At 63.7% G+C, this 19,671-nt stretch carries 21 protein-coding genes and 1 riboswitch; of the genes, 10 read left to right on the forward strand and 11 right to left on the reverse strand.

Annotation, left to right across the window (positions count from 1 at the left end):
* Position 1: 1 nt before the first annotated feature.
* The 3 genes from EN851_RS14060 to EN851_RS14070 form a co-directional block, all read right to left on the reverse strand.
* Positions 2 to 628, reverse strand: a complete 627-nt coding sequence (locus tag EN851_RS14060) for a LysE family translocator (protein ID WP_135929454.1) — start codon at positions 626 to 628, stop codon at positions 2 to 4.
* Positions 629 to 720: 92 nt separating this feature from the next.
* Entirely contained in the window at positions 721 to 1,668 is a 948-nt protein-coding gene (locus EN851_RS14065; protein ID WP_135914890.1) for an aldo/keto reductase, read from the reverse strand.
* Between the two features lie 123 nt (positions 1,669 to 1,791).
* Positions 1,792 to 2,313 carry a gamma-glutamylcyclotransferase gene (locus EN851_RS14070; RefSeq protein ID WP_135929455.1) on the reverse strand — a complete coding sequence of 174 codons (522 nt, stop codon included), beginning with the start codon at positions 2,311 to 2,313 and terminating at the stop codon, positions 1,792 to 1,794.
* Between the two features lie 151 nt (positions 2,314 to 2,464).
* Between EN851_RS14070 and EN851_RS14075 the strand changes: the two genes are divergently transcribed.
* Positions 2,465 to 3,463, forward strand: a complete 999-nt coding sequence (locus EN851_RS14075; RefSeq protein ID WP_135929456.1) for a DUF2125 domain-containing protein — start codon at positions 2,465 to 2,467, stop codon at positions 3,461 to 3,463.
* A 5-nt stretch (positions 3,464 to 3,468) separates the two neighbouring features.
* On the forward strand, positions 3,469 to 4,398 hold the full coding sequence (locus tag EN851_RS14080) for a sugar kinase (protein WP_135929457.1): 930 nt from the start codon (positions 3,469 to 3,471) through the stop codon (positions 4,396 to 4,398).
* On the opposite strand, the gene EN851_RS14085 is transcribed toward EN851_RS14080, so the two are convergent.
* Positions 4,395 to 5,330 (reverse strand): prephenate/arogenate dehydrogenase family protein, encoded by a 936-nt coding sequence (locus EN851_RS14085; RefSeq protein WP_189521844.1) that lies wholly within the window; start codon positions 5,328 to 5,330, stop codon positions 4,395 to 4,397. The genes EN851_RS14080 and EN851_RS14085 overlap by 4 nt on opposite strands.
* A gap of 22 nt (positions 5,331 to 5,352) precedes the next feature.
* The gene (hisC, locus tag EN851_RS14090; RefSeq protein WP_127278632.1) at positions 5,353 to 6,462 is read right to left on the reverse strand and encodes a histidinol-phosphate transaminase; all 1,110 of its coding nucleotides are present in this window, start codon (positions 6,460 to 6,462) and stop codon (positions 5,353 to 5,355) included.
* A 137-nt stretch (positions 6,463 to 6,599) separates the two neighbouring features.
* Positions 6,600 to 6,677, forward strand: a riboswitch (SAM riboswitch).
* Positions 6,678 to 6,798: 121 nt separating this feature from the next.
* On the opposite strand from hisC, the gene EN851_RS14095 reads away from it, so the two are divergent.
* The 3 genes from EN851_RS14095 to EN851_RS14105 all read left to right on the forward strand — a co-directional run bounded on the left by EN851_RS14095 (position 6,799) and on the right by EN851_RS14105 (position 9,945).
* Positions 6,799 to 7,968, forward strand: coding sequence for a homoserine O-acetyltransferase (locus EN851_RS14095; RefSeq protein ID WP_127872217.1), 1,170 nt, complete (start codon positions 6,799 to 6,801; stop codon positions 7,966 to 7,968).
* A gap of 121 nt (positions 7,969 to 8,089) precedes the next feature.
* A complete protein-coding gene (metW, locus tag EN851_RS14100; protein ID WP_027143503.1) occupies positions 8,090 to 8,704 on the forward strand; it encodes a methionine biosynthesis protein MetW in 615 nt (204 codons plus the stop codon).
* A 317-nt stretch (positions 8,705 to 9,021) separates the two neighbouring features.
* On the forward strand, positions 9,022 to 9,945 hold the full coding sequence (locus tag EN851_RS14105; RefSeq protein ID WP_135920167.1) for a glycosyltransferase family A protein: 924 nt from the start codon (positions 9,022 to 9,024) through the stop codon (positions 9,943 to 9,945).
* A gap of 64 nt (positions 9,946 to 10,009) precedes the next feature.
* Here EN851_RS14105 and EN851_RS14110 read toward each other — a convergent pair whose 3' ends face one another.
* The 3 genes from EN851_RS14110 to EN851_RS14120 all read right to left on the reverse strand — a co-directional run bounded on the left by EN851_RS14110 (position 10,010) and on the right by EN851_RS14120 (position 13,655).
* A complete protein-coding gene (locus tag EN851_RS14110) occupies positions 10,010 to 10,813 on the reverse strand; it encodes a DUF1194 domain-containing protein (RefSeq protein ID WP_135929459.1) in 804 nt (267 codons plus the stop codon).
* 99 nt (positions 10,814 to 10,912) lie between these two features.
* Positions 10,913 to 12,730 (reverse strand): ABC transporter ATP-binding protein/permease, encoded by a 1,818-nt coding sequence (locus EN851_RS14115; RefSeq protein WP_135929460.1) that lies wholly within the window; start codon positions 12,728 to 12,730, stop codon positions 10,913 to 10,915.
* Between the two features lie 136 nt (positions 12,731 to 12,866).
* Complete coding sequence (locus EN851_RS14120) at positions 12,867 to 13,655, reverse strand: methyltransferase domain-containing protein (RefSeq protein WP_127280784.1); 789 nt, start codon at positions 13,653 to 13,655, stop codon at positions 12,867 to 12,869.
* A 220-nt stretch (positions 13,656 to 13,875) separates the two neighbouring features.
* Here EN851_RS14120 and gloB point away from each other — a divergent pair, with 220 nt between their 5' ends.
* The gene (gene gloB / locus EN851_RS14125; RefSeq protein WP_135929461.1) at positions 13,876 to 14,643 is read left to right on the forward strand and encodes a hydroxyacylglutathione hydrolase; all 768 of its coding nucleotides are present in this window, start codon (positions 13,876 to 13,878) and stop codon (positions 14,641 to 14,643) included.
* Positions 14,644 to 14,665: 22 nt separating this feature from the next.
* Positions 14,666 to 15,085 carry a cupin domain-containing protein gene (locus EN851_RS14130; RefSeq protein ID WP_135914887.1) on the forward strand — a complete coding sequence of 140 codons (420 nt, stop codon included), beginning with the start codon at positions 14,666 to 14,668 and terminating at the stop codon, positions 15,083 to 15,085.
* Here the strand turns inward: EN851_RS14130 and EN851_RS14135 are convergent.
* From EN851_RS14135 to EN851_RS14145, 3 genes are read right to left on the reverse strand one after another with little or no spacing between them, the layout of a single operon-like run.
* Positions 15,082 to 15,756 carry a lysoplasmalogenase gene (locus EN851_RS14135; protein WP_135929462.1) on the reverse strand — a complete coding sequence of 225 codons (675 nt, stop codon included), beginning with the start codon at positions 15,754 to 15,756 and terminating at the stop codon, positions 15,082 to 15,084. The genes EN851_RS14130 and EN851_RS14135 overlap by 4 nt on opposite strands.
* Positions 15,753 to 16,709 carry an EamA family transporter gene (locus EN851_RS14140; protein ID WP_135929463.1) on the reverse strand — a complete coding sequence of 319 codons (957 nt, stop codon included), beginning with the start codon at positions 16,707 to 16,709 and terminating at the stop codon, positions 15,753 to 15,755. Before EN851_RS14140 ends, EN851_RS14135 begins: the two co-directional genes overlap by 4 nt.
* Before the next feature lie 44 nt (positions 16,710 to 16,753).
* Positions 16,754 to 17,542: a DUF3108 domain-containing protein gene (locus EN851_RS14145; RefSeq protein WP_127276009.1), complete on the reverse strand. Its 789-nt coding sequence runs from the start codon at positions 17,540 to 17,542 to the stop codon at positions 16,754 to 16,756.
* Positions 17,543 to 17,801: 259 nt separating this feature from the next.
* On the opposite strand from EN851_RS14145, the gene rpmB reads away from it, so the two are divergent.
* From rpmB to EN851_RS14160, 3 genes are all read left to right on the forward strand, one after another.
* On the forward strand, positions 17,802 to 18,098 hold the full coding sequence (gene rpmB, locus EN851_RS14150; protein ID WP_010911765.1) for a 50S ribosomal protein L28: 297 nt from the start codon (positions 17,802 to 17,804) through the stop codon (positions 18,096 to 18,098).
* A 180-nt stretch (positions 18,099 to 18,278) separates the two neighbouring features.
* Entirely contained in the window at positions 18,279 to 18,962 is a 684-nt protein-coding gene (locus EN851_RS14155; protein ID WP_135929464.1) for a queuosine precursor transporter, read from the forward strand.
* A 3-nt stretch (positions 18,963 to 18,965) separates the two neighbouring features.
* A complete protein-coding gene (locus EN851_RS14160; protein ID WP_135867564.1) occupies positions 18,966 to 19,646 on the forward strand; it encodes a hypothetical protein in 681 nt (226 codons plus the stop codon).
* Positions 19,647 to 19,671: the final 25 nt, after the last annotated feature.

Below are 19,671 nucleotides of genomic sequence, written 5' to 3' on the forward strand. Positions count from 1 at the left end.
GTCAACCGTACACAGCCAGCACCGTGGTCAACAGCAGCGTCGCGGCAAAGACCAGATTGATGATCCGCGAGGCGACAGGCCTGCGCAGGAAGCGTGCGAACGCCGCGCCGGCAACAAGCCACACGGCGTGGATGACGACGATCATCACCGCCAGAACAGTCAGTTTCGTCCACAGGCCGAGCTCGACATCGCCCTTTCTCGACGAGGTGCCGGCGAACACGGCAGCGATCGCCACATAGGCCTTGGGGTTGGCGACCGCCAGGAGAAATCCAGCCAGCCAGGTTGGGCGCGAAGCCTCGGCGGCGCGTGCGGCCAGCGCCGGCGCGGTGGCGATCTTGAAGGCGAGATAGAGAATGTAGGCCGCCGACGCGACAACCAGCAACGGCGCCAGCATCGGCATCGACCCAAGCACCGCCATAACCCCGGTCGCCACAACCAGCAGCACGGCGATCGTGCCTAGGACGATGCCGCCGGTGTAGCGAAGCGAATCGCGCAGGCCGAAGGCGGCGCCGACGGCGGTAACGCTTATCGTCGCCGGCCCAGGGCTGCCCATGACGACGGTGGCGGCCAGCAACAGCGCAAGCAATTGGCGCCAAGGCTCCGGCTGCGAAAGAAGCGATCCGTCCATCTGGTCCTCCGCCCTGAGCCCGTGCGAAGGACGGTATGGCAAGGCATGAGGATCGTCTTGGACGTTCGTGCGTCCCGTCTTGCCGGCAGCCCTCAGGCGCTGGCTTTGTCGAGCTCGGCCATATCGTCGGCGCTCAACTTCAACGACACCGCCCTGATCAGGCTGTCCATCTGGCTTGGCTTGGTGGCACTGGCGATCGGCGCGGTGACGCCCGGCCGCGCCATGGCCCAGGCAAGCGCCACTTCCGCCTGCTTGGCCGAATGCCTGGCGGATACGGCGTCGAGCGCCGCCAGAATGCGCGTGCCGCGTGGATTGAGATAGCTGCCGACATCCTCCCCGCGCTCGCTCTGGCCAAGATCGGCTTCCGTGCGGTACTTGCCGCTCAAGAAACCTTTGGCCAGGCTGAAATAGGTGATGACGCCGACATCCTCGGCCACGCAGAGGTCGCGCAGCGGGCCATCGAAGGAGGAGCGGTCGTAGAGATTGTATTCCGGCTGCAGCACCTCGTAGCGCGGCAGGCCGCGCAGGCTTGCCACGTCAAGTGCCGCACGCAACTGGCCGGCATCGAGGTTGGAACAGCCGGCATAGCGGATCTTGCCCTTGGCGAGCAGTTTCTCATAGGCGCCGAGCGTTTCCTCATAGGGCGTCGTCGGATCCGGCCAGTGCGACAGATAAAGATCGATGAATTCGGTCTGCAGCCGCTTCAGCGATGCATCGACGGCCTTTTCAATATAGGCGGCGGACAGATCCTTGTGGCCCTGCCCCATATCCGAGCCGACCTTGGTGACCACCACGACCTTGTCGCGATTGCCGCGGTCCTTCATCCATTTGCCGATGATGGTTTCCGATTCACCGCCCTTGTTGCCGGGAACCCAACGCGAATAGGCGTCGGCCGTATCGATGGCATTGAGGCCCGCGCCGACGAAGCGGTCGAGCAGATCGAAGGAGGTCTTCTCGTCAGCGGTCCAGCCGAAGACATTGCCGCCCAGAACCAGCGGCGCGATGGAAAGGTCGGTGCGACCGAGACGGCGTTTCTGCAAGACGGATCTCCGTGATGATTGGGGCCGGGCGATGCCGCCCGCTGGCTGGGTTCGGAGCCTAACCTAGGTCTTGCCGCATCGAGGTCAAAGGCCCTGGCCACCGTTTTCCGCAGAGCCAGCGCTTCACAAAGACGCTATCCCCCGTTTCACCTCCTCCAGCCAGTGGTCGCGGATGCCCAGTGCTTCCAGATGCTTCAGCGTACTCAGCACATAGTCCTCGTTGTTGCCCGATCGGCCGACCGCGCCACGCACCACGGCCGCGGCGTCCGCCGCGTCCATCGCCCCGGCATATTGCTCATGCTTGCGGTCGACGATGTAGGCCACGGCCTCGACCGCGCCGCCGCCGTCGAGACGAACCTTGAGCGTCCGCTCGAGATAGACGCTGGTGACAAGCTCGCGCTCACGCAGATAGGCAATGACCTCGTCGCGCAGTTCGCCGGGCACGCGGAAGGCGAGGCCGACGCAGGACCCGCCATGGTCGAGGCCAAGCACCAGTCCCGGCCGCTGACGCGTGCCGCGATGCACGAAGGAATAGACGCAAAGCGAGCGCCGATAGCCGTGCAGGTGGGCGCGTCGTGTCTCGACATGCGCGAAACCGGGCCGCCAGATCAGCGAACCGTAGCCGAACACCCAAAAATCGCCCATATCACCGCGCCTGATTGCAAAAGAATGGCAACACCGCACCGGAAACCGGTGTTTTTTCCGCCCGTGTCCGTCTACCTATCGTCTCTGTCCACTGGTGTTCCCGGAATCGAGAATCCGTTCACACCATCCATGCGTTAATGAGAGCCAAAGCATGACGTCAAGTGACGAACGCCGACCGGGTAACCGTCGCCGCCTATGGTGGCTTGCCGCGTTCATCCTGGTGCTGTTCGCCATATACAGCGCCGGCTGGTTCTATCTGGCCAACAGGGTCAGGTCGGAGGCCGACAAGGCGGTTGCCACGCTCAATAAGAGCGGCATCCAGGCTGGCTGCGCCAACCTCGAGGTCAGTGGCTATCCGCTGAGCTTTGCCGTCTCTTGCGACAACCTCGCCTACGAGGACGATGCCAAGAACATTGCCGCCTCGGCCGGCTCCTTCAATGCCATCGCCCAGATCGTCCAGCCCTTGTCGCCGGTTGCCAATCTGCGCGGTCCGCTCCGAACCTCCGTCCCGGGCATGATGCCGCTCTGGATCGACTGGGACAATCTGCAGGCCAACGTCAAACTGTGGTATCCGCTGCCGCGGCGTATAGCGCTGCAGGCCGAGGGCCTGTCGGGCCAGACCGACCCGGCCGACGACACCGATCCGGTCGAGTTGTTCAGTGCCGGCAAGGCATCAGGCCAGTTGCAGCCGAATGGCGCGGATCTCGACTATGTCGGCAGCTTTGGCGATCTTGAAATCGATCCCGACGCGATCGGCGGGCGCGTGCTGCCGGCGCTCGATGCCAGCGGCGACGTGACACTGAAGAACGGCGTGGCGCTGGCCGGCACGCAGGTGAAAAGCCTGCGCGGCCAGAGGATCGAAATCCGTAGTCTCGATCTGTCGTCGGGGACGGGGCGTGTCACCGTTTCCGGACCGCTGTCGGTCGATGCAGAAGGCCTGGTCGATGCCGATCTGATGATCAGGATCAAGGATCCGAAGGCCGTGGCATCTATCCTTGCCGGCGCCGTGCCCGAGCAGAAGAATGCGATCGAGCAAGGTTTTGGCGCCCTGGCTCTGCTCGGCAGCGAGCCGTCGATGCCGCTGAAGGTGGTCAAGGGCAAGGCCTCGCTCGGCTTTATCCCGCTGGGCAAGATCAAGCCGGTGCAATAGCACCCATGGCAAGACCCGTGAGGCTCTTGAGTGTTGGAGCGCTGACGCTGGACACCATCCTGCGCGTCGAGTCGCTTCCGACGCATCAGGGAAAATTCATCGCCTCGGACGGCGTCCAGATCGCCTCGGGCATGGCCACGAGCGCGGCCTGCGCGGCACGTCGTCTCGGCGCCGAGATATCGCTATGGGCGAGTGCTGGCGACGATCCGGTCGGCGATCAGCTGATTGCTGGGATCGAGGCCGAGGGCGTCGATTGCAGCCATGTGCGCCGCGTCAGCGGCGCACGCTCGGCACTGGCCTCGATCCTGGTCGATGCGCATGGCGAGCGTATCATCGTGCCCTTCTACGACACGCGCGCGCAGGCTGATCCCGAGGCCTTGCCGTTTCCCGACATCACGGCGTTCGATGCCGTGCTGGCCGACGTGCGCTGGCCGGGTGCGGCGGCACTTGCCCTGAAGGCGGCGCGCGCCGCGGGCAGGCCGGCTATCCTCGATGCCGATACCGCGCCGCTGGCGGTGCTGGAGCAACTGTTGCCGCTGGCCTCGCACATCGTCGCCTCCGAACCGGCAGTGCGTATCATCTGCGGCCACGCGTTGGATCTGGAGACCGCTTGCGAGGATCTCGCCTCCCGCACCGACGCCTTCGTCGCGGTCACCGGCGGCGCGGCGGGCACCTGGTGGTTCGATCGAAGCGCCGGATCATCCCGCCATGTCGAGGCGCCGAGGATCAAGGCGGTCGACACGCTGGCCGCCGGCGATGTCTTTCATGGCGCCTTTGCCGTCGGGCTGGCGGAAGCCATGGCGATCGAGCACGCACTGCGCTTTGCCAGTGCCGCCGCCGCGCTCAAATGCCTGCGCTTCGGCGGCAGGCTGGGCGCGCCAGATCGGCCGGGAACGCTCGCCATGATGGCAGCGACCTGGCCTGAAACAGCTTAGCTCTTTGCCGGATGCTCGACCGCCTGGCGGCCAAAGTCCGGCGCGTCGATATCCTGGCCCGCCTCGATGATCGAGCGGCGCACGGCGCGGGTGCGGGTGAACAGGTCGAAGAGCTTGTCGCCGTCGCCCCAGCGGATCGCGCGCTGCAGGAACGCCAGGTCTTCCGAGAAGCGTGCCAGCATTTCCAGGATGGCATCCTTGTTGTGCAGGCACACGTCCCGCCACATGGTCGGATCGGAGGCGGCCAGACGCGTGAAATCGCGAAAGCCGGAGGCGGAATATTTGATCACTTCCGTCTTGGTCACCGATTCCAGGTCGTCGGCGGTGCCGACGATGTTGTAGGCGATGATGTGCGGCAGATGCGAGACGATGGCCAGCGTCATGTCGTGATGCTGCGGATCCATCGTGTCGATGTTGGCGCCGCAGCGGCGCCAGAATTCCGACAGCCGTTCCAGCGCCTCCGGATCGGTGCCCGGCACCGGCGTGAAGATGCACCAGCGATTGTCGAACAGGTCGGCAAATCCGGCATCCGGGCCGGATTTTTCGGTACCCGCCAGCGGATGGCCGGGAATGAAATGGACGCCCTCAGGCACATGCGGCTGCATCTGCGCGATGACTGAGGCCTTGGTTGAGCCGACATCGGTGAGGATCGCACCTTTTTTCAGCGCCGGCGCAATCTCCTGCGCCACCGCACCGGATGAGCCCACCGGCACCGAAACGATGACCAGATCGGCATCACGCACAGCTTCCCTGGAATCGGTGGTGTAGGAATCGCCTAGTCCCAGTTCCTCGGCTCGCTTGAGCGTTGCCGCACTGCGCGTCGAGATCGCGACATGGCGAGCCAGGCCTTCGCGGCGAATGACGCGGGCCAGCGACGAGCCGATCAGGCCGATGCCGACCAGCGCGATTTTTTCGAACATCGGTGATGCCATGGTGTGTAACTTTTCAGGCGTTCTAGCTTTTCAGGAATGTCTTGAGCGCGGCGACAACGCCGCGATTGGCCTCTTCGGTACCGACGGTCATTCGCAGCGCGTTGGGAAAGCCGTAGCCTGAAACGCGCCGCAGAATATAGCCGCGCGCGCTCAGATAATCATCCGCCGCAGCCGCCGAATGCCTCTGGTCGTCGGGAAAATGAATGAGCAGGAAATTGCCGACGCTGGGCGTCACGCGCAGTCCGAGTCCAGTCATCTCCTCGCTCAGCCAGGCGAGCCAGGTCTCGTTATGCGCCACGCTGCGCTCGACATGGGCGCGGTCGCGGATCGCGGCGATGCCGGCCTCGATCGCGGTCGCATTGACGTTGAAGGGGCCGCGCACGCGGTTGATCGCATCGACAATGTGCATCGGACCATACATCCAGCCGATACGCGCTCCGCCGAGACCGATCTTGGAGAAGGTGCGGGTCATCACCACGTTCTCGGCGCTGCCGGCCAGCTCGATGCCGGCTTCGTAATCGTTGCGGCGGACATATTCGGCATAGGCCGCGTCCAGCACCAGCAGCACGTTTTTCGGCAGTCCGGCATGCAGGCGACGCACCTCCTGGAACGGCACATAGGTGCCGGTCGGATTGTTGGGATTGGCCAGGAACACGATTTTCGTGCGCGGCGTCACAGCCGCCAGCATCGCATCGATGTCGGCGCGCTCGTCGGTCTCCTTGACCACGACCGGGGTGGCGCCGGCCGACTGGATGTAGATCTTGTAGACCATGAAGGCGTGTTCGGTGAACATGGCCTCGTCGCCGGGCGCGAGATAGGTCTGTGCCAACAGGCCAAGGATCTCGTCGGAACCGTTGGAGCAGATGATGTTCTGCGCGTTGAGGCCATGCACCTCGGCGATCGCCTCGCGCAACCGCCTGGCGGTGCCGTCGGGATAGATGTCGAGTTTGCCGGCGACCTCACGCGCGGCCTCGATCGCCTTCGGCGACGGCCCAAGCGGGTTCTCGTTCGACGACAACTTGTAGACCTTAGCGACCCCGGCCGGCGCCGTGCTCTTGCCGGGCACATAGGCGTCTATGTCCATGATGCCCGCGCGGGGGGTTGGACGTGCCTGATCCGGTGTCTGGTTCATGTCTTGCAAAATCCGTCGAAAATGCCTCCATCCGGAAGCCGCTGCGGAAATACAAGCCATGGGCGGCAATGTCGAGAGGCGGCACTAGTGCCAGCCGCCGCCATTGACGGCGAGGCGGGCGGGTTCTAGAAGTGCGGTGACAGTTCCGTGGTGATTTGGCCGGTCGGCTTGCAGCCACGTTAAACAATTCGCTAAAGGGCCGTTTGCGTGACGTAACCGGCTTTGCGAAGGCAATGCCGGTTTTTTATTGTCCGCTACCGGCCCGGACGACCGCATCGGCGCCGCGAAAATCAGCGGAGATTTTCGCAAGAAACGATGCAGCAAGAGAGATTAGGAATGGCCGCTCTGCGCGCAGCAAGGACCAACAACGAGGTCGACAATCCGTCGAGCCTGGTGTTGCGTTTCGGACCCGACAAGCCGCTCAAGCTCGATGCCGGCACGGTGCTGTCGCCGTTCCAGATCGCCTATCAGACCTATGGCGTTCTGAACGATGCCCGTTCCAATGCCATCCTCGTCTGCCATGCACTGACCGGCGACCAGCATGTCGCCAACACCAATCCGGTGACCGGCAAGCCAGGCTGGTGGGAAGTGCTGATCGGCCCCGGCAAGATCATCGACACCAACCGTTTCTTCGTCATCTGTTCCAACGTTATCGGCGGCTGCCTTGGTTCCACCGGGCCGGCTTCGACCAACCCCGCCACGGGAAAGCCCTATGGGCTCGACCTCCCTGTCATCACCATCCGCGACATGGTGCGTGCGCAGCAGATGCTGGTCGACCATTTCGGCATCGAGAAGCTTTTCTGCGTGCTGGGCGGTTCGATGGGCGGCATGCAGGTGCTGCAATGGGCGTCGAGCTATCCCGAGCGGGTGTTCTCGGCACTGCCGATCGCCACCGGCGCACGCCATTCGTCACAGAACATCGCCTTCCACGAGGTCGGGCGGCAGGCCGTGATGGCCGATCCGGACTGGCATGGCGGCAAATATTTCGAGCACGGCAAGCGCCCGGAAAAGGGGTTGGCGGTGGCGCGCATGGCCGCCCACATCACCTATCTGTCGGAAGCCGCCCTGCACCGCAAATTCGGCCGCAACCTGCAGGACCGCGAAGCGCTGACCTTCGGCTTCGATGCCGATTTCCAAATCGAGAGCTATCTGCGCCACCAGGGCATGACCTTCGTCGACCGCTTCGACGCCAACTCCTACCTCTACATGACACGGTCGATGGATTATTTCGACCTTGCCGCCGACCATGGCGGCCGGCTGGCGGACGCCTTTGCCGGCACGAAGACCCGCTTCTGCCTGGTGTCCTTCACGTCGGATTGGCTGTTCCCGACCGAAGAGAGCCGCTCGATCGTGCACGCGCTCAACGCCGCCGGCGCCTCGGTTTCCTTCGTCGAGATCGAGACCGACCGCGGCCACGACGCCTTCCTGCTCGACGAGCCGGAACTGTTTGCCGCCATCAACGGCTTTATCGGTTCGGCCGCGCGCGCCAGGGGGCTCGGCGCATGACCCCGAAACGTTGCAGACTTTTCGGACCACGGTCATGCGTCAGACGGAAAGGCGAAGCCATGACCCAGAAAAATTGCGGACTTTTCGGACCATCGTCATGCGCCACTCAGGAGGCGAAGCCATGAGCGTCAATGGCAGCCAGCGTGTCGACCTTGAGGTCGTCGCCAACCTCATCCCGCCGCAATCGCGCGTGCTTGACGTAGGCTCCGGCGACGGCTCGCTGCTCGAATTGCTGCAGGAAACCAAGCAGGTCGACGGTCGCGGCCTTGAGCTTTCGCAGCGCGGCGTCAACGAATGCGTGGCGCGCGGCCTCTCGGTCATCCAGGGCGATGCCGACAAGGATCTCGAATTCTATCCCGACAAGGGTTTTGACTTCGTCGTCCTGTCGCAGACCCTGCAGGCCACCCGCAACCCGAAGCTGGTGCTCGACGAACTGCTCCGGATCGGCAATCGGGCGATCGTGTCCTTCCCCAATTTCGGCCATTGGCGGGTGCGCCTGTCGCTGTTCGTCAAGGGCCGCATGCCGGTGACCAAGGATCTGCCCTACTCCTGGTACGACACGCCCAACATCCACTTCTGCACCATCCGCGACTTCGTCAATCTGTGCGAGGAGCTTGGCGCGACGGTGGAAAAGGCGACCGCGCTCGACGCCAACGGCCAGAAGATCGGCCTGTCGATGCCCTGGTGGTTCTGGAATTTCTTTGGCCAGCAGGCGGTGTTTTTGTTGAAGCGATAAGGCTGCCGTCGGCCTCCTACGCGAGGATATCCGTGGGCTTGTGCGGATGTTCCACGCCGTCGGCCAACACCACATGGACGCAACCGCCAAGAGCTTCCGCCAATTCCAGCGGTGGCAAAAGTGTTGCGGTTGAAGCGCTAGGCGCCGGAATTCACCATTCCCTTGTCGTCAGAACGACGGCACAATGGGTGACATAACAGGTTGTTTTTTGTAGCGTCGCACTTAATCCGATGAGGGCCAGCCAGGGGGAAGTCCGATCCATTCAACCATCCTGAAGAGCTATCGGAAAGTGCATTTTCGCGCTGGAAACAGCTGACGTGGAGCATTTGCCCCTCATCACGGTCATCACCCCGACTCACAACCGGCGCGAAACGGTGCTCCGCGCGGTGGAAAGCGTGCTTTCTCAGAGCATGGCGCGGTTTGAGCATATCGTCGTCGACGATGGCTCGACCGACGGGACGGAAGCGGCGCTTGCGCGCATTCGCGACCCTCGGCTGATCTATGTCGGCGCGAAATGGCGCGGCGCCAATGCCGCCAGGAATGCCGGCATCGAGCTGGCGAGGGCGCCCGTGGTGACTTTTCTTGATTCGGACGATCTCTTCCTGCCACACCGGCTCGAACGGACGCTGGCATGGTTCGACGACAATCCGGCGCTCGAAGTCCTGCTCTCCTCATATGTCTCGGTGAAGGGTGGCCGTGGCACCGCCTGTGTCAACCGCGGTGCCTTCCTCAATCCGGCGATGCTGGAGCGGGCGGTGGTTGCGCAGACGGCCTTCATCGCCGGGTCGGCGATAACGGCGAGGCGAGAGGCTTTGCTGGCCATCGGCGGCTATGACAGCGACATTCCCCGGATGCAGGACCGGGAGCTTCTGCTGCGCTTCGCACAGCGCTTCGGCGCGCAATTATCGGAAGATATCGATTGGACGAAGCACAATTCGCAGAATTCGATTTCGGGCCGCCGGGACGGCTATGTCGAAGCCTATGCGATCCTGATGAGTAAGCACCCGCACATCGCTCGCTCTTACCCCCATGTCCCACCCTTTATGATCACGCGGCAGATCATCGCCGATATTCTCCGGGGGCGGATACCACAGGCATTTGCTGGATACATGGCCAACCGCTCGTCCGACGCGCTTGGTTATTCATTGCCGGAACTGATCGCCGGTTATCTCTACGGCCGCCGCTGGCGGCGCGGCCTTTACGACGAGGTTCGCGGGAAGTTTGGAATTCCACCGGCCTGACCTGGCGGCAGCGCAGCGATCGAGTACGGCGCGTTGCAGGGGCCTGCCTGGCCCACGGCCAGGCCTATCGGTCCAGTTCCGGGAAATAGGGATCCGACAGGAACCGCCTGTCCCGTTCTCCCAGAAGGCAGTCGATCGGCGCGTCCATCTCGGCGGGCATGATCTTGGGCTTGTCCTGAATGCCGCTGACTTCGAGAATCAGCTTGCGCCGGATCGCCGTTGAGAATTCGGCGGCCGCATGGATCGGCAGCACGAAGGAACCAGGTCCGCCGGTCACGCACTGCGCATAATACTGATCGAGATGGCTGAAGGTCGGTGATGGCTTGATCAGGATCGGCAGGCCGTTGATGACGATGCCCTTGGCAATGGCCGCATCGCGCGTCACAGTGACCGGCGGCCCGATATTGTTGGGGCCGTCGCCAGATATGTCGATGACGCTGCGTTCGCTCGCGAAATTGGTGCCGTTGAAAAGCTCGGCGCCGAAAGCAAGCGCGCTCGAAATCGAGGTACCGCGGAAACTCCGGAAAGGGCGGGCCGCAAGCTTGTCGGCAAAGCTGTTGGCGCTCTGCGCACTGTCGATGATCTGCCAGCCGATGACCGCGTCATCGCGCACCGTGCCGGCCCACTCGAAATAGGCGAGCGCAATGCGCCCAGTATGGCCGGAACGGACCGCCTGGATGAAATCGGCGTGCCGCAGCGCCTCGACATAGCCGGCGCGTTGAAGGGCGAACTCGGTCTCGTCCATCGACAGCGAGATATCGACCGCCAGCACCAGTTCGACGTCGACGGCCAGCGTATTTGGCGCCGAAGGAACCGGGGCGGCCTCGGCGCAAGCCAGGCAGGCAAGCAGGCTCATTATCTCAAGCATGGCCAGCACGAGCGATGTTTCGATCGCGACATTCGCTCGCGATCACGGCGAAATAAAGCTTGTGGCAGGCGTGGCCGCCCGGTCCGAATTCCAGCCGTTCTATGTCTTGCGCCGAGCGGCGACTGGCGGCGGTTCGATGGCGCCCGCCCTGACACTGGCGGGTTTCAGCGGGGGCACGCCGGTATCCTTCACGATCGTCAGGGAACGCGGGAAGAACTGATTGTTGTGCAGGCCGCGCCCGATATTGATGATCGCGGCACCTTTCAGATGCTTATCCATGAGCGACAGCACACGCCTCAGCGACGGGCCGTCGAACGCATCCATCGCTTCATCGATGATCACCCATTTCGGCTTCCGCAAGGCAAGCCTGGCGAAGGCGAGCGATCGCTGTTCGTCATCGCCCAACTCACGCTCCCAGCGGGCCGACCGGTCGAGCGAGGATGACAGCCGATCGAGGCCGACTTCGGCAAGCACCGCCGAAATATCGGCATCGCTTGCCGGAGCGACACCATAGGGATGGTCGAGCACCTCGCGCAGCGTACCGGCGGGGAAGTAAGGGACACGAGGCACGAAGATGGGGGCTTCTCCCGCCGGCATGCCGATCTTTCCGCCCCCCCATGGCCACAGGCCGGCAATGGCGCGGAAGAACAGCGTCTTGCCGGCGCCGGGCTCGCCGGTGATCATCACGCGCTCGCCGACATGGATTTCGACATGCTGGTCGGAGAGCTTCGTACAACCCTCCGGCGAGGCCACCTGGAGTTTCTCGAACGTCAGGCTGCCATTGGCGTTTTCATCGAAGGAGATACGCTTCTCCTTGTCGTGCAGCACATCGGTTTCATCGAGCGCGATGCGGAAGTCGGCGACACGCATCAGCGTGGCACGCCAGTCGGCGATGCTGCCGATGTTGTTGATGAACCAGCGCAACGATGAATGCACCTGGTTGAAGGCGCCGACCGCCATCATCAGCCCGCCAAAGCTGATATCGCCCGAGAAATAGACCGGCGAGGCAACCAGGATCGGGGCCACGACGGTGATCCACCCATAGGTGTCGGTTACCCAGGACAGGTTGATCTGGGCGGTGTAGATGCGCCGCATGGCACCCAGCACCGTGCCAAGGTCGAGTTCGAGCCGTCGCCTGGCGTCATCCTCGCCCCGGTACAGCGCGATGGCATCGACGTTCTCGTTGACGCGCACCATCGAGGAGCGCAGCTCCGCTTCGCGCGTATAGCGGTCGCTGTTGAGACGGATGAGCGGCCGGCCGACCAGCCAGCTCAGCCAGGAGGCGGTGCCGGCATAGAGGAACGCCGCCCAGACCATGTAGCCCGGTATCGCCAGCGACAAGCCACCAATGTGGAACACAAAGCCCGAGGACAGCTCCCACAGCACGCCGACGAAAGACACGAGCAGGATGAACGACTGCAGCAGGCCGACACCAAGATCGGTCGACAGGTCCGACAGATGCGCGGCATCCTGCTGCATGCGCTGGTCGGGATTGACGCCGATGGCGCCGGCATTGGCTAGCCGGAAAGCACGCGCCGGCCGCATCCACTGGTCGATCAAATCCAGCGTCAGCGCCTCGCGCAGCTTCAGCCGGATCATCTGGTTGAGCCATGTCTGGCCGATGTTGAGCACCAGCAGCCCGCCGGCGATCATGGCAAAGACGAGAAGCTGATGCAGGAAGGCGGCCATGTCGCGGCGCGCGAGCGCGTCGTAAAAGGGTTGGTTCCAGCGATTGAGCAGAACCTGGCCGATCGACGTCGCGACGATGACGGCCATGATGCCGGCCGACGTCCATAGCAACCATTTGCGAACCGGCGATCCGATCAGCGCCCGTTTGATCGTCGCCACCTGATCGCGCAGGCTGCTGGCCACGGCGACCGGTTGAACGGTGGCCTGATTGTCCAGTTGATCAGCCATGGCCGAGATCCTTGCATTCAGTAGCGAAGCTGAAACCGGATGAAGAGAGCCGACGGCGGCAGCCCTCAAGCACTCCGCGAGCCCAGCACGACAGATAGGTCGGAAACATGCCGCGCGATGCAAGTTTCCATTGCGATCACGAAGGTGTCACTTGCCGAGCCGACGATGCTGCACCCCTTCCCTCGGCCCGGCGGCCGAGCCGCGTCGCGCCATGCGGCGACAGCACCGGCATGAAGACGCGGCGAGATGCGCGCTGGGCCACCGGCACGCCTTGATAAAGCCGCTTCTGCGCTTCCACCACGATGACGCCGGAGAAGATCGGCCACAGCCGCCGGCCGGCACGCTCCAGCACATTGTGGAAGCGCATCATGAAGTGCCGCCGCGATGGCGGGAAGAACAGGGCATCGGACCAGGCGGCCGGCGTGAAATTCGCCTCGCGCAGCAGTTCGGTGAGCTGCCCGCGTGAGAACGGCCGCCCGTTGCCGAACGGCGTATGCTCGAAGCGCGCCCAGACACCGCGCCGGTTGGGTACCACGATGACGACGCGCCCCGCCGGCGACAGGACCCGCCAGATCTCGTTCAGCGTTTCGCGCGGGTTCTCGACATGTTCGAGCGAATGGACGAGCAGCATGCGGTCGATGCAGGAATCGACCAGCGGCAGCTCCTCGTCGAAGACCAGTGCCGTTGCCGTCGGCCCGGTCGCCGGCCAGACCACGGCGCCCTGTGTCGCCGGCATGAAGGCGAAGACCCGCTCGGCATCGGAGCCGAAGCGCTCCAGCCAGGGCAAGGTATAGCCGAGGCCGACCAGCCGCTCATTGGGCACCGCGGCCCATATCGACGACAGCGCCATGGTGATCGAGCGCTCGGCGAACCGGCCGAGCGTTGTCGAATAGAAGGAGCGAAGGTCGACGATGTCGGAATGCATGTCAGGGATGTAGCCGTGATATCGGCTGGATTCAACAAAAGGCCCAAGTGGTCGGTGCGGCGGATGTCATTTTGACATCCCAGGATGATTATTCGCTTTGTCACCCGGGATGACATTCACGCAGCGGCGCCCTATGTCTGCGGCCGATGCAACAACTAAAAATGTTAGAGCGTCTTTTGTGCGTCCAGCTGGACGCACGGCGCTCTAATGGAGAGACGCGATGCCGGTCGAAATCGAACAGTTCATGTGCCGCACCGACAATTTCGGCGTCTTAGTGCATGATCCCAATAGCGGCCAGACCGCTATCATCGACGCGCCCGAGGAAGCGCCGATCCTGGCCGCCATCAAGCGCACCGGCTGGACGCCGACTGTCATCCTGACCACGCATCATCATATGGATCACGTCGAGGCCAACCTGGCGCTGAAGGAGCGCTTCAAGCTGCGCATCGTCGGCCCGGAGGCGGAGAAGGCGAAAATCCCTGGCATCGACGAAACGGTCGAAGAAGGCTCCGTCCTTCATCTCGGCGATGAGCGCATCGAGGTGATCGCCACGCCCGGGCATACCGCCGGCCATGTCTCCTACCATCTGCCGGCAGCGAAAGTCGCGTTCACCGCGGATACGCTGTTCGCGCTGGGTTGCGGGCGGCTGTTCGAATGCAAGCCGCCTGTGATGTACGAATCGCTGAAGAAGCTCGCAGCCCTTCCGGCCGAGACGACAATCTATTGCGGCCACGAATACACACTCGCCAATGCCCGTTTCGCGCTGAGCGTCGACCCCACCAATTCGGCATTGAAGGAACGCGCCGCGCGGATCGAGGCGCTGCGGGTCGACAACAAGCCGACACTGCCGACGACGATCGGCGAGGAACTGTCGACCAATCCCTTCCTGCGCTGGCACGATCCGGCAATCCGCAAGCATCTGGGCATGGAAAGGGCCGGGGATGCCGAGGTCTTCGCCGAGATCCGCAAGCGCAAGGACAATTTCTGAGCGCCATGCGAGCTTCCTGCCGATGACCAGTTCCGCGCAAATCATAGCAACGCTCGCACTGAAGCCGCATCCGGAAGGCGGCTGGTATGCCGAAACCTTTCGCGACGAGGCCGGCGGTGCGCGCGGCCATTCGACCGCAATCTATTTTCTGCTGGAACGGCACCAGCTTTCAGCCTGGCATCGGGTCAGGGATGCCGCCGAGGTCTGGCATTTCCATGCCGGCGCGCCGTTGGCGCTGTCGATGTGTGAAGAAGGCGGCGCCGTTATCGAGCAGGTTCTCGGCATCGACCTCGCGGCGGGCGAAAGGCCGCAAATCGTCGTGCCGGCAGGCTGGTGGCAATCGGCGCGCAGTCTGGGCGAGTGGACGCTGGTCGGCTGTACCGTCGCGCCGGGTTTCGATTTCGCCGCCTTCGAACTGGCCGAGCCGGGCTGGCAGCCCTAACCGAGCAGGAAACCCAGGGTAATGGCGAACTGGGCGGCGTAATACAGCACCCAGACTGCGACGCGCATCCAGGCGCGATGCGGCGAGATGGCGGCCACCAGGAATTTCTCCGTGGCAAGCAGCCCGTCCGATGCCATGAACAGCACGGCGCCGCCGATCACCCAGATACTGTTTGTCGTCAGCGCCGACATGCCCATCGCCAGGATTGCAAGGACATAGACGGCGATCGGGATACGCAGGCCGGGGCCGACACGGCGCCAGAGCGCTGCCAGCATCACGATCGCGAACACCCCCATGGCCAGTGCAATCGCGCCTCGCCAGGATTCGGCGGAAAGCAGCTCCAATCCGCCACCGCTACGCAGGAACAGCGCGACATAGACGATGTGGGCGACGAGAAAGCTCGCCAGCCCGCCGAGAAATGCCCTTTCCCCGTCGCGCGACAGGAAGGCGTCGCCGATCGCGCTCAGCGCAAGGGCGGCAACCAGCAGCAGCGGGCCGCCCTGCATTGCGGCGAGTGCGGCGAGCATGGCCACAGAGAGCGTCTTTGCCGCCGAGCGGGCCAGCGTCGGCGGCATGCCTGATGTGAAGGCATAGATCACCGCCGCCACCATCGAAAAGATCAGCGTTGCATTGGCGTTGGCGTCGATGCCGCCGGCAAACGGCATCGTCATGCCCTGGCTCCGTCTTCGGATGCCCGGGCTCCACCTTCGGATACCCTGGCTCCGTCTTCGGATGCCCCGGCTCCGCTCTCGATAGCAATGGACTTGCGCAGAAACAGCGACTTTGCCGCCAGCGCCGCGCCGCCGGTGATGAGCACGCAGGCGGCCAGAATGCGCAACGAAGGCTCGGCGACGCCAGCCGCGATCAGCACCAGCGTCGACAAAAGCGGCGCCGCGTAGCTTACCGCACCCAACACCTGGATGTTGCCGCGCTTGACGCCGATGTCCCAGGCATAGAAGGCCGCGCCCACCGGCATCAGGCCAAGGCCGAGCACGGCCAGCCACTGGCCGGCGCCGACCGGCAGCACTGTTTCCTCGAGCGCCAGGTGGCAGGCGAGCGACAGCACGGCGGTTGCCGCGCAGAACCAGGTGACGATGCTGGTCGGCACCGACGGGAAACGTCGCGACAGCAGTGAATAGGACGACCATAGCAAGGCGCAGACGGCGGCCATGGCATAGCCGAAGGTATAGCGAGCATCGAAGGCCAGGCCGCCACCCTTGGTGACGATCAGCACGGTGCCGGCAAGGCCGAGCAGCGCGCCGACGACATGGTGCCACGCCAGTTTTTCGCCCGGCATCAGCGCCGAGCCGAGCACGATCAGCAGTGGCCAGAGATAAGCAATCAGGCTCGCCTCCACCGCCGGCGCGTTGCGCAGCGCGGTGAAGTAGAAGAAGTGGTAGCCGAACAGGCCGGCAATGCCGATCACCCACACCTGGGGTGGGATTTTCTGGCCCCTGTCGGCAGCCGGCATGAACAGCCGTGCGACTAGCCCGACACCGGTGCCGATCGAGAAGGTGATCGCCGACAACAGGAATGGCGGCACCTTGCCGGATGCGTCCGTCAGCAACGCCAGCAACGCCCACATGGCGACCGCCGAAAAGCCGATCAGTGTTGCGCGCCCCATTTTGTCTCCAGTGGCGCGCCCCATTCTGTCCCCGGTGGCCTGCCTTATTGTACCGCTTCGAAACGTCCGGCGCTGATGGTCAAGGTGCCGATCTGCGTTCCGACCGTAGCGTGGATCGGCGCATATACGCCGGTTTGGCCAAGCGGTGCAAACGTCACCATCATGCGGCTCTTGCTCTTGAGATAATTGAGCGCCTTGCGGCCCTTGCGGTAGCCTGCCACCGGCTCGAAACCCATCTGGCAGGTGACTGTGTCGCCCTTGTAGCCCGGCACCGAGATCGTTCCTTTCGAGGCGTAGGTCAGCGTCAGGTCGGCGCGCATCTCACCATCATAGAACTTGACCTTGCGGCCGCAGACCTGGTCGGGGCTGTCGGCATGGATGACGGTGGCGGCCATCGGATCGAGTACCGATGCCAGATCGCCGGCACCGAGCGGTACCCAGGCCTTGGGGTCGCGCTTGCCCGGCGCGGGGATGACCTGCGTCGACGCCACGTTGCCATTGGCAAAGCGAATGTCGATCGAGGATGCCTTCTTGCCGGAAGTGTAATCGGCACGGAATGCCTGCGGCACCATTTTCTGCCCGGAGATCGTACCCTTGGACGAGATTGTGCCACGCGTGTCGTCGAACAGCTTGGCCAGACCCGCTGCGGAGACGGTGCCATTGATCGCATAAACGCCACTCTGATAGCTGCTGGAGAAAGTCGATCTCGCGATCGAGAGCCCCAGGAACGACACCGTGTATTCGCCCTTGAAGGATTGCGGCGACGCAGCCGACGCGGCGGACGGCAAGGCGATGGCAAGCGCGGTGACGAGCGCGTGAGACAAACGAGGCATGGCGGATCGGATCCTTGATTTTGGGCCGGAGGCGGGCGACTCCGGTCTGGCATGTCCCTATGAGACCGCTTATAGGGGGAAATCCGGCCTTAATATGAAATGCCGGGCGGTTCCGTGGCGAAGCCGGAGCTTGACGCCCCGGTGAAATGCAACTATGGAACGCCAACTTTTTCCATAAGGCCGCCTGACCAGAACCGCGCGCCACCCGGCGTGGGCACAAAGGTTTGGCAGGTCACGAAAGAACTGAAGGTTAGAACCCATGTCCCGCACCTGCGAACTCACTGCCAAAGCAGTCCAGACCGGCAACAATGTGAGCCACGCCAACAACAAGACCAAGCGTCGCTTCCTGCCGAACCTCGTCAATGTGACGCTGATTTCGGAAGCGCTGAACCAGAACGTGCGCCTGCGCATCTCGGCCAACGCGCTGCGTTCGGTCGAACATCGTGGCGGTCTCGACGCTTTCCTGGCTAAGGCCGACGTCAAGGAACTGTCGCAGCGCGCGCGCCTGCTGAAGAAGCAGATCGCCAAGAAGCTCGCCGAGCAGGTCGCTGCGTAACATCAGATAAGGCGGGGGACGACCGCCCCGGCCAACCTCTTGTTGGCCTCTGGCCAATCTTTTGTTGGCCACTGAGCATCGGATAGATCCGCAAGGCTCGACAATCCGATGCCCAACTGCGAAGCGGGCACCGCCCGATCGGCATGATGCTCCGCTGGTTCCATTACCCAGGATAAAAAAATGTCTTCTTTTTCGCGATACCTGCCTTTCGTGGCCGCCATGGCGCTTGTCGTCGTGGCATCGAACATCCTCGTGCAGTTTCCCATGCAGGGCCAGATTGGCGGCCTGTCGCTCGCCGACGTTTTGACCTGGGGCGCGTTCACCTACCCCTTCTCCTTCCTGGTCACCGACCTTGCCAACCGGCGCTACGGACCTGCCGTGGCGCGCCGCATCGTCTTTGTCGGCTTCATGACGGCAGTGGTGTGCTCGATCCTGATCCCGCCCTTCCTGTTTCGCCATGGCTTCATCGAATTCGAGACATCGGCCGACCGGTTGGTGCGGATCGCAGCCGCTTCGGGCGCCGCCTTCCTGACCGCGCAGTTGCTCGACGTCACCGTATTCAACCGGCTACGCCGGCAAAGCTGGTGGCGGGCGCCGATCGTCGGCACGCTGGTCGGATCGGTGTTCGACACACTCGTGTTCTTCGGCGTGGCCTTTTCGGCCGCCTTTGCCTTCGCCGGCCCAAGCGACAGTTTTGCTCTCGAGAGCGCCCCGTTGATGGGCGTGTTTCATGTCGAGGCCATGCGTTGGGTGTCCTGGGCGCTCGGCGACCTCAGCGTGAAACTGATCATCGCTGTCGTGGCACTGATCCCCTACCGGCTGCTCGCCGCCCGCTGGAGCCAGCCGGCCGTTGCCGCGGCCTAAGCCGTGATTCCCTGGATCCAGCTGGACTCCGCGAAAACGCCTGATGGCCAACAGGAACTGCGGCTGAAACGGCGCGGTTCCGAATTCTCGATCATGCTCGGCACCAACGAGTTGATGAACAGCCGCCTCAGCGGATCCGAGGAGGCGCTGGCGAAACTATCCTGCCAGAGGATCGCGGGCCATCGGCAGCCGAGGGTGCTGATCGGCGGACTTGGCATGGGTTTTACGCTGCGCGCTGCTCTCGCCGAACTGGGCAGAAATGCCGAAATCGTTGTCGCGGAACTGGTGCCGGCCGTCGTCGCCTGGGCGCGCGGCCCGATGGCCGAGATTTTCGCCGGCTCGCTCGGCGATTCCCGCGTCACCATCCGCGAGGCCGATGTCGGCAAGTTGATACGGTCCGAGCCCGCAGCCTGGGACGCAATCCTGCTCGACGTCGACAATGGCCCCGAAGGCATCGTCCACAAGGGCAATGACGCTCTCTACAGCCTGGCAGGGCTCGGCGACGCGCGTAGCGCCCTCAAGCCGGGCGGCGTGCTGGCGGTGTGGTCGCAAGGCCCGGATGCCGGCTTCACGCGGCGGCTGAAACAGGCCGGCTTCGCCTTTGAGGAGGTCAACACGCGCGCCAACGGCAAGCGCGGCGCGCGCCATGTCATCTGGATCGCCACCAACGGCTCACGGTCCTGACCGAGGCCGCCAGCGGCGTCCGCGC

Source organism: Mesorhizobium sp. M8A.F.Ca.ET.208.01.1.1 (assembly GCF_004791315.1).
Taxonomy (GTDB): Bacteria; Pseudomonadota; Alphaproteobacteria; order Rhizobiales; family Rhizobiaceae; genus Mesorhizobium.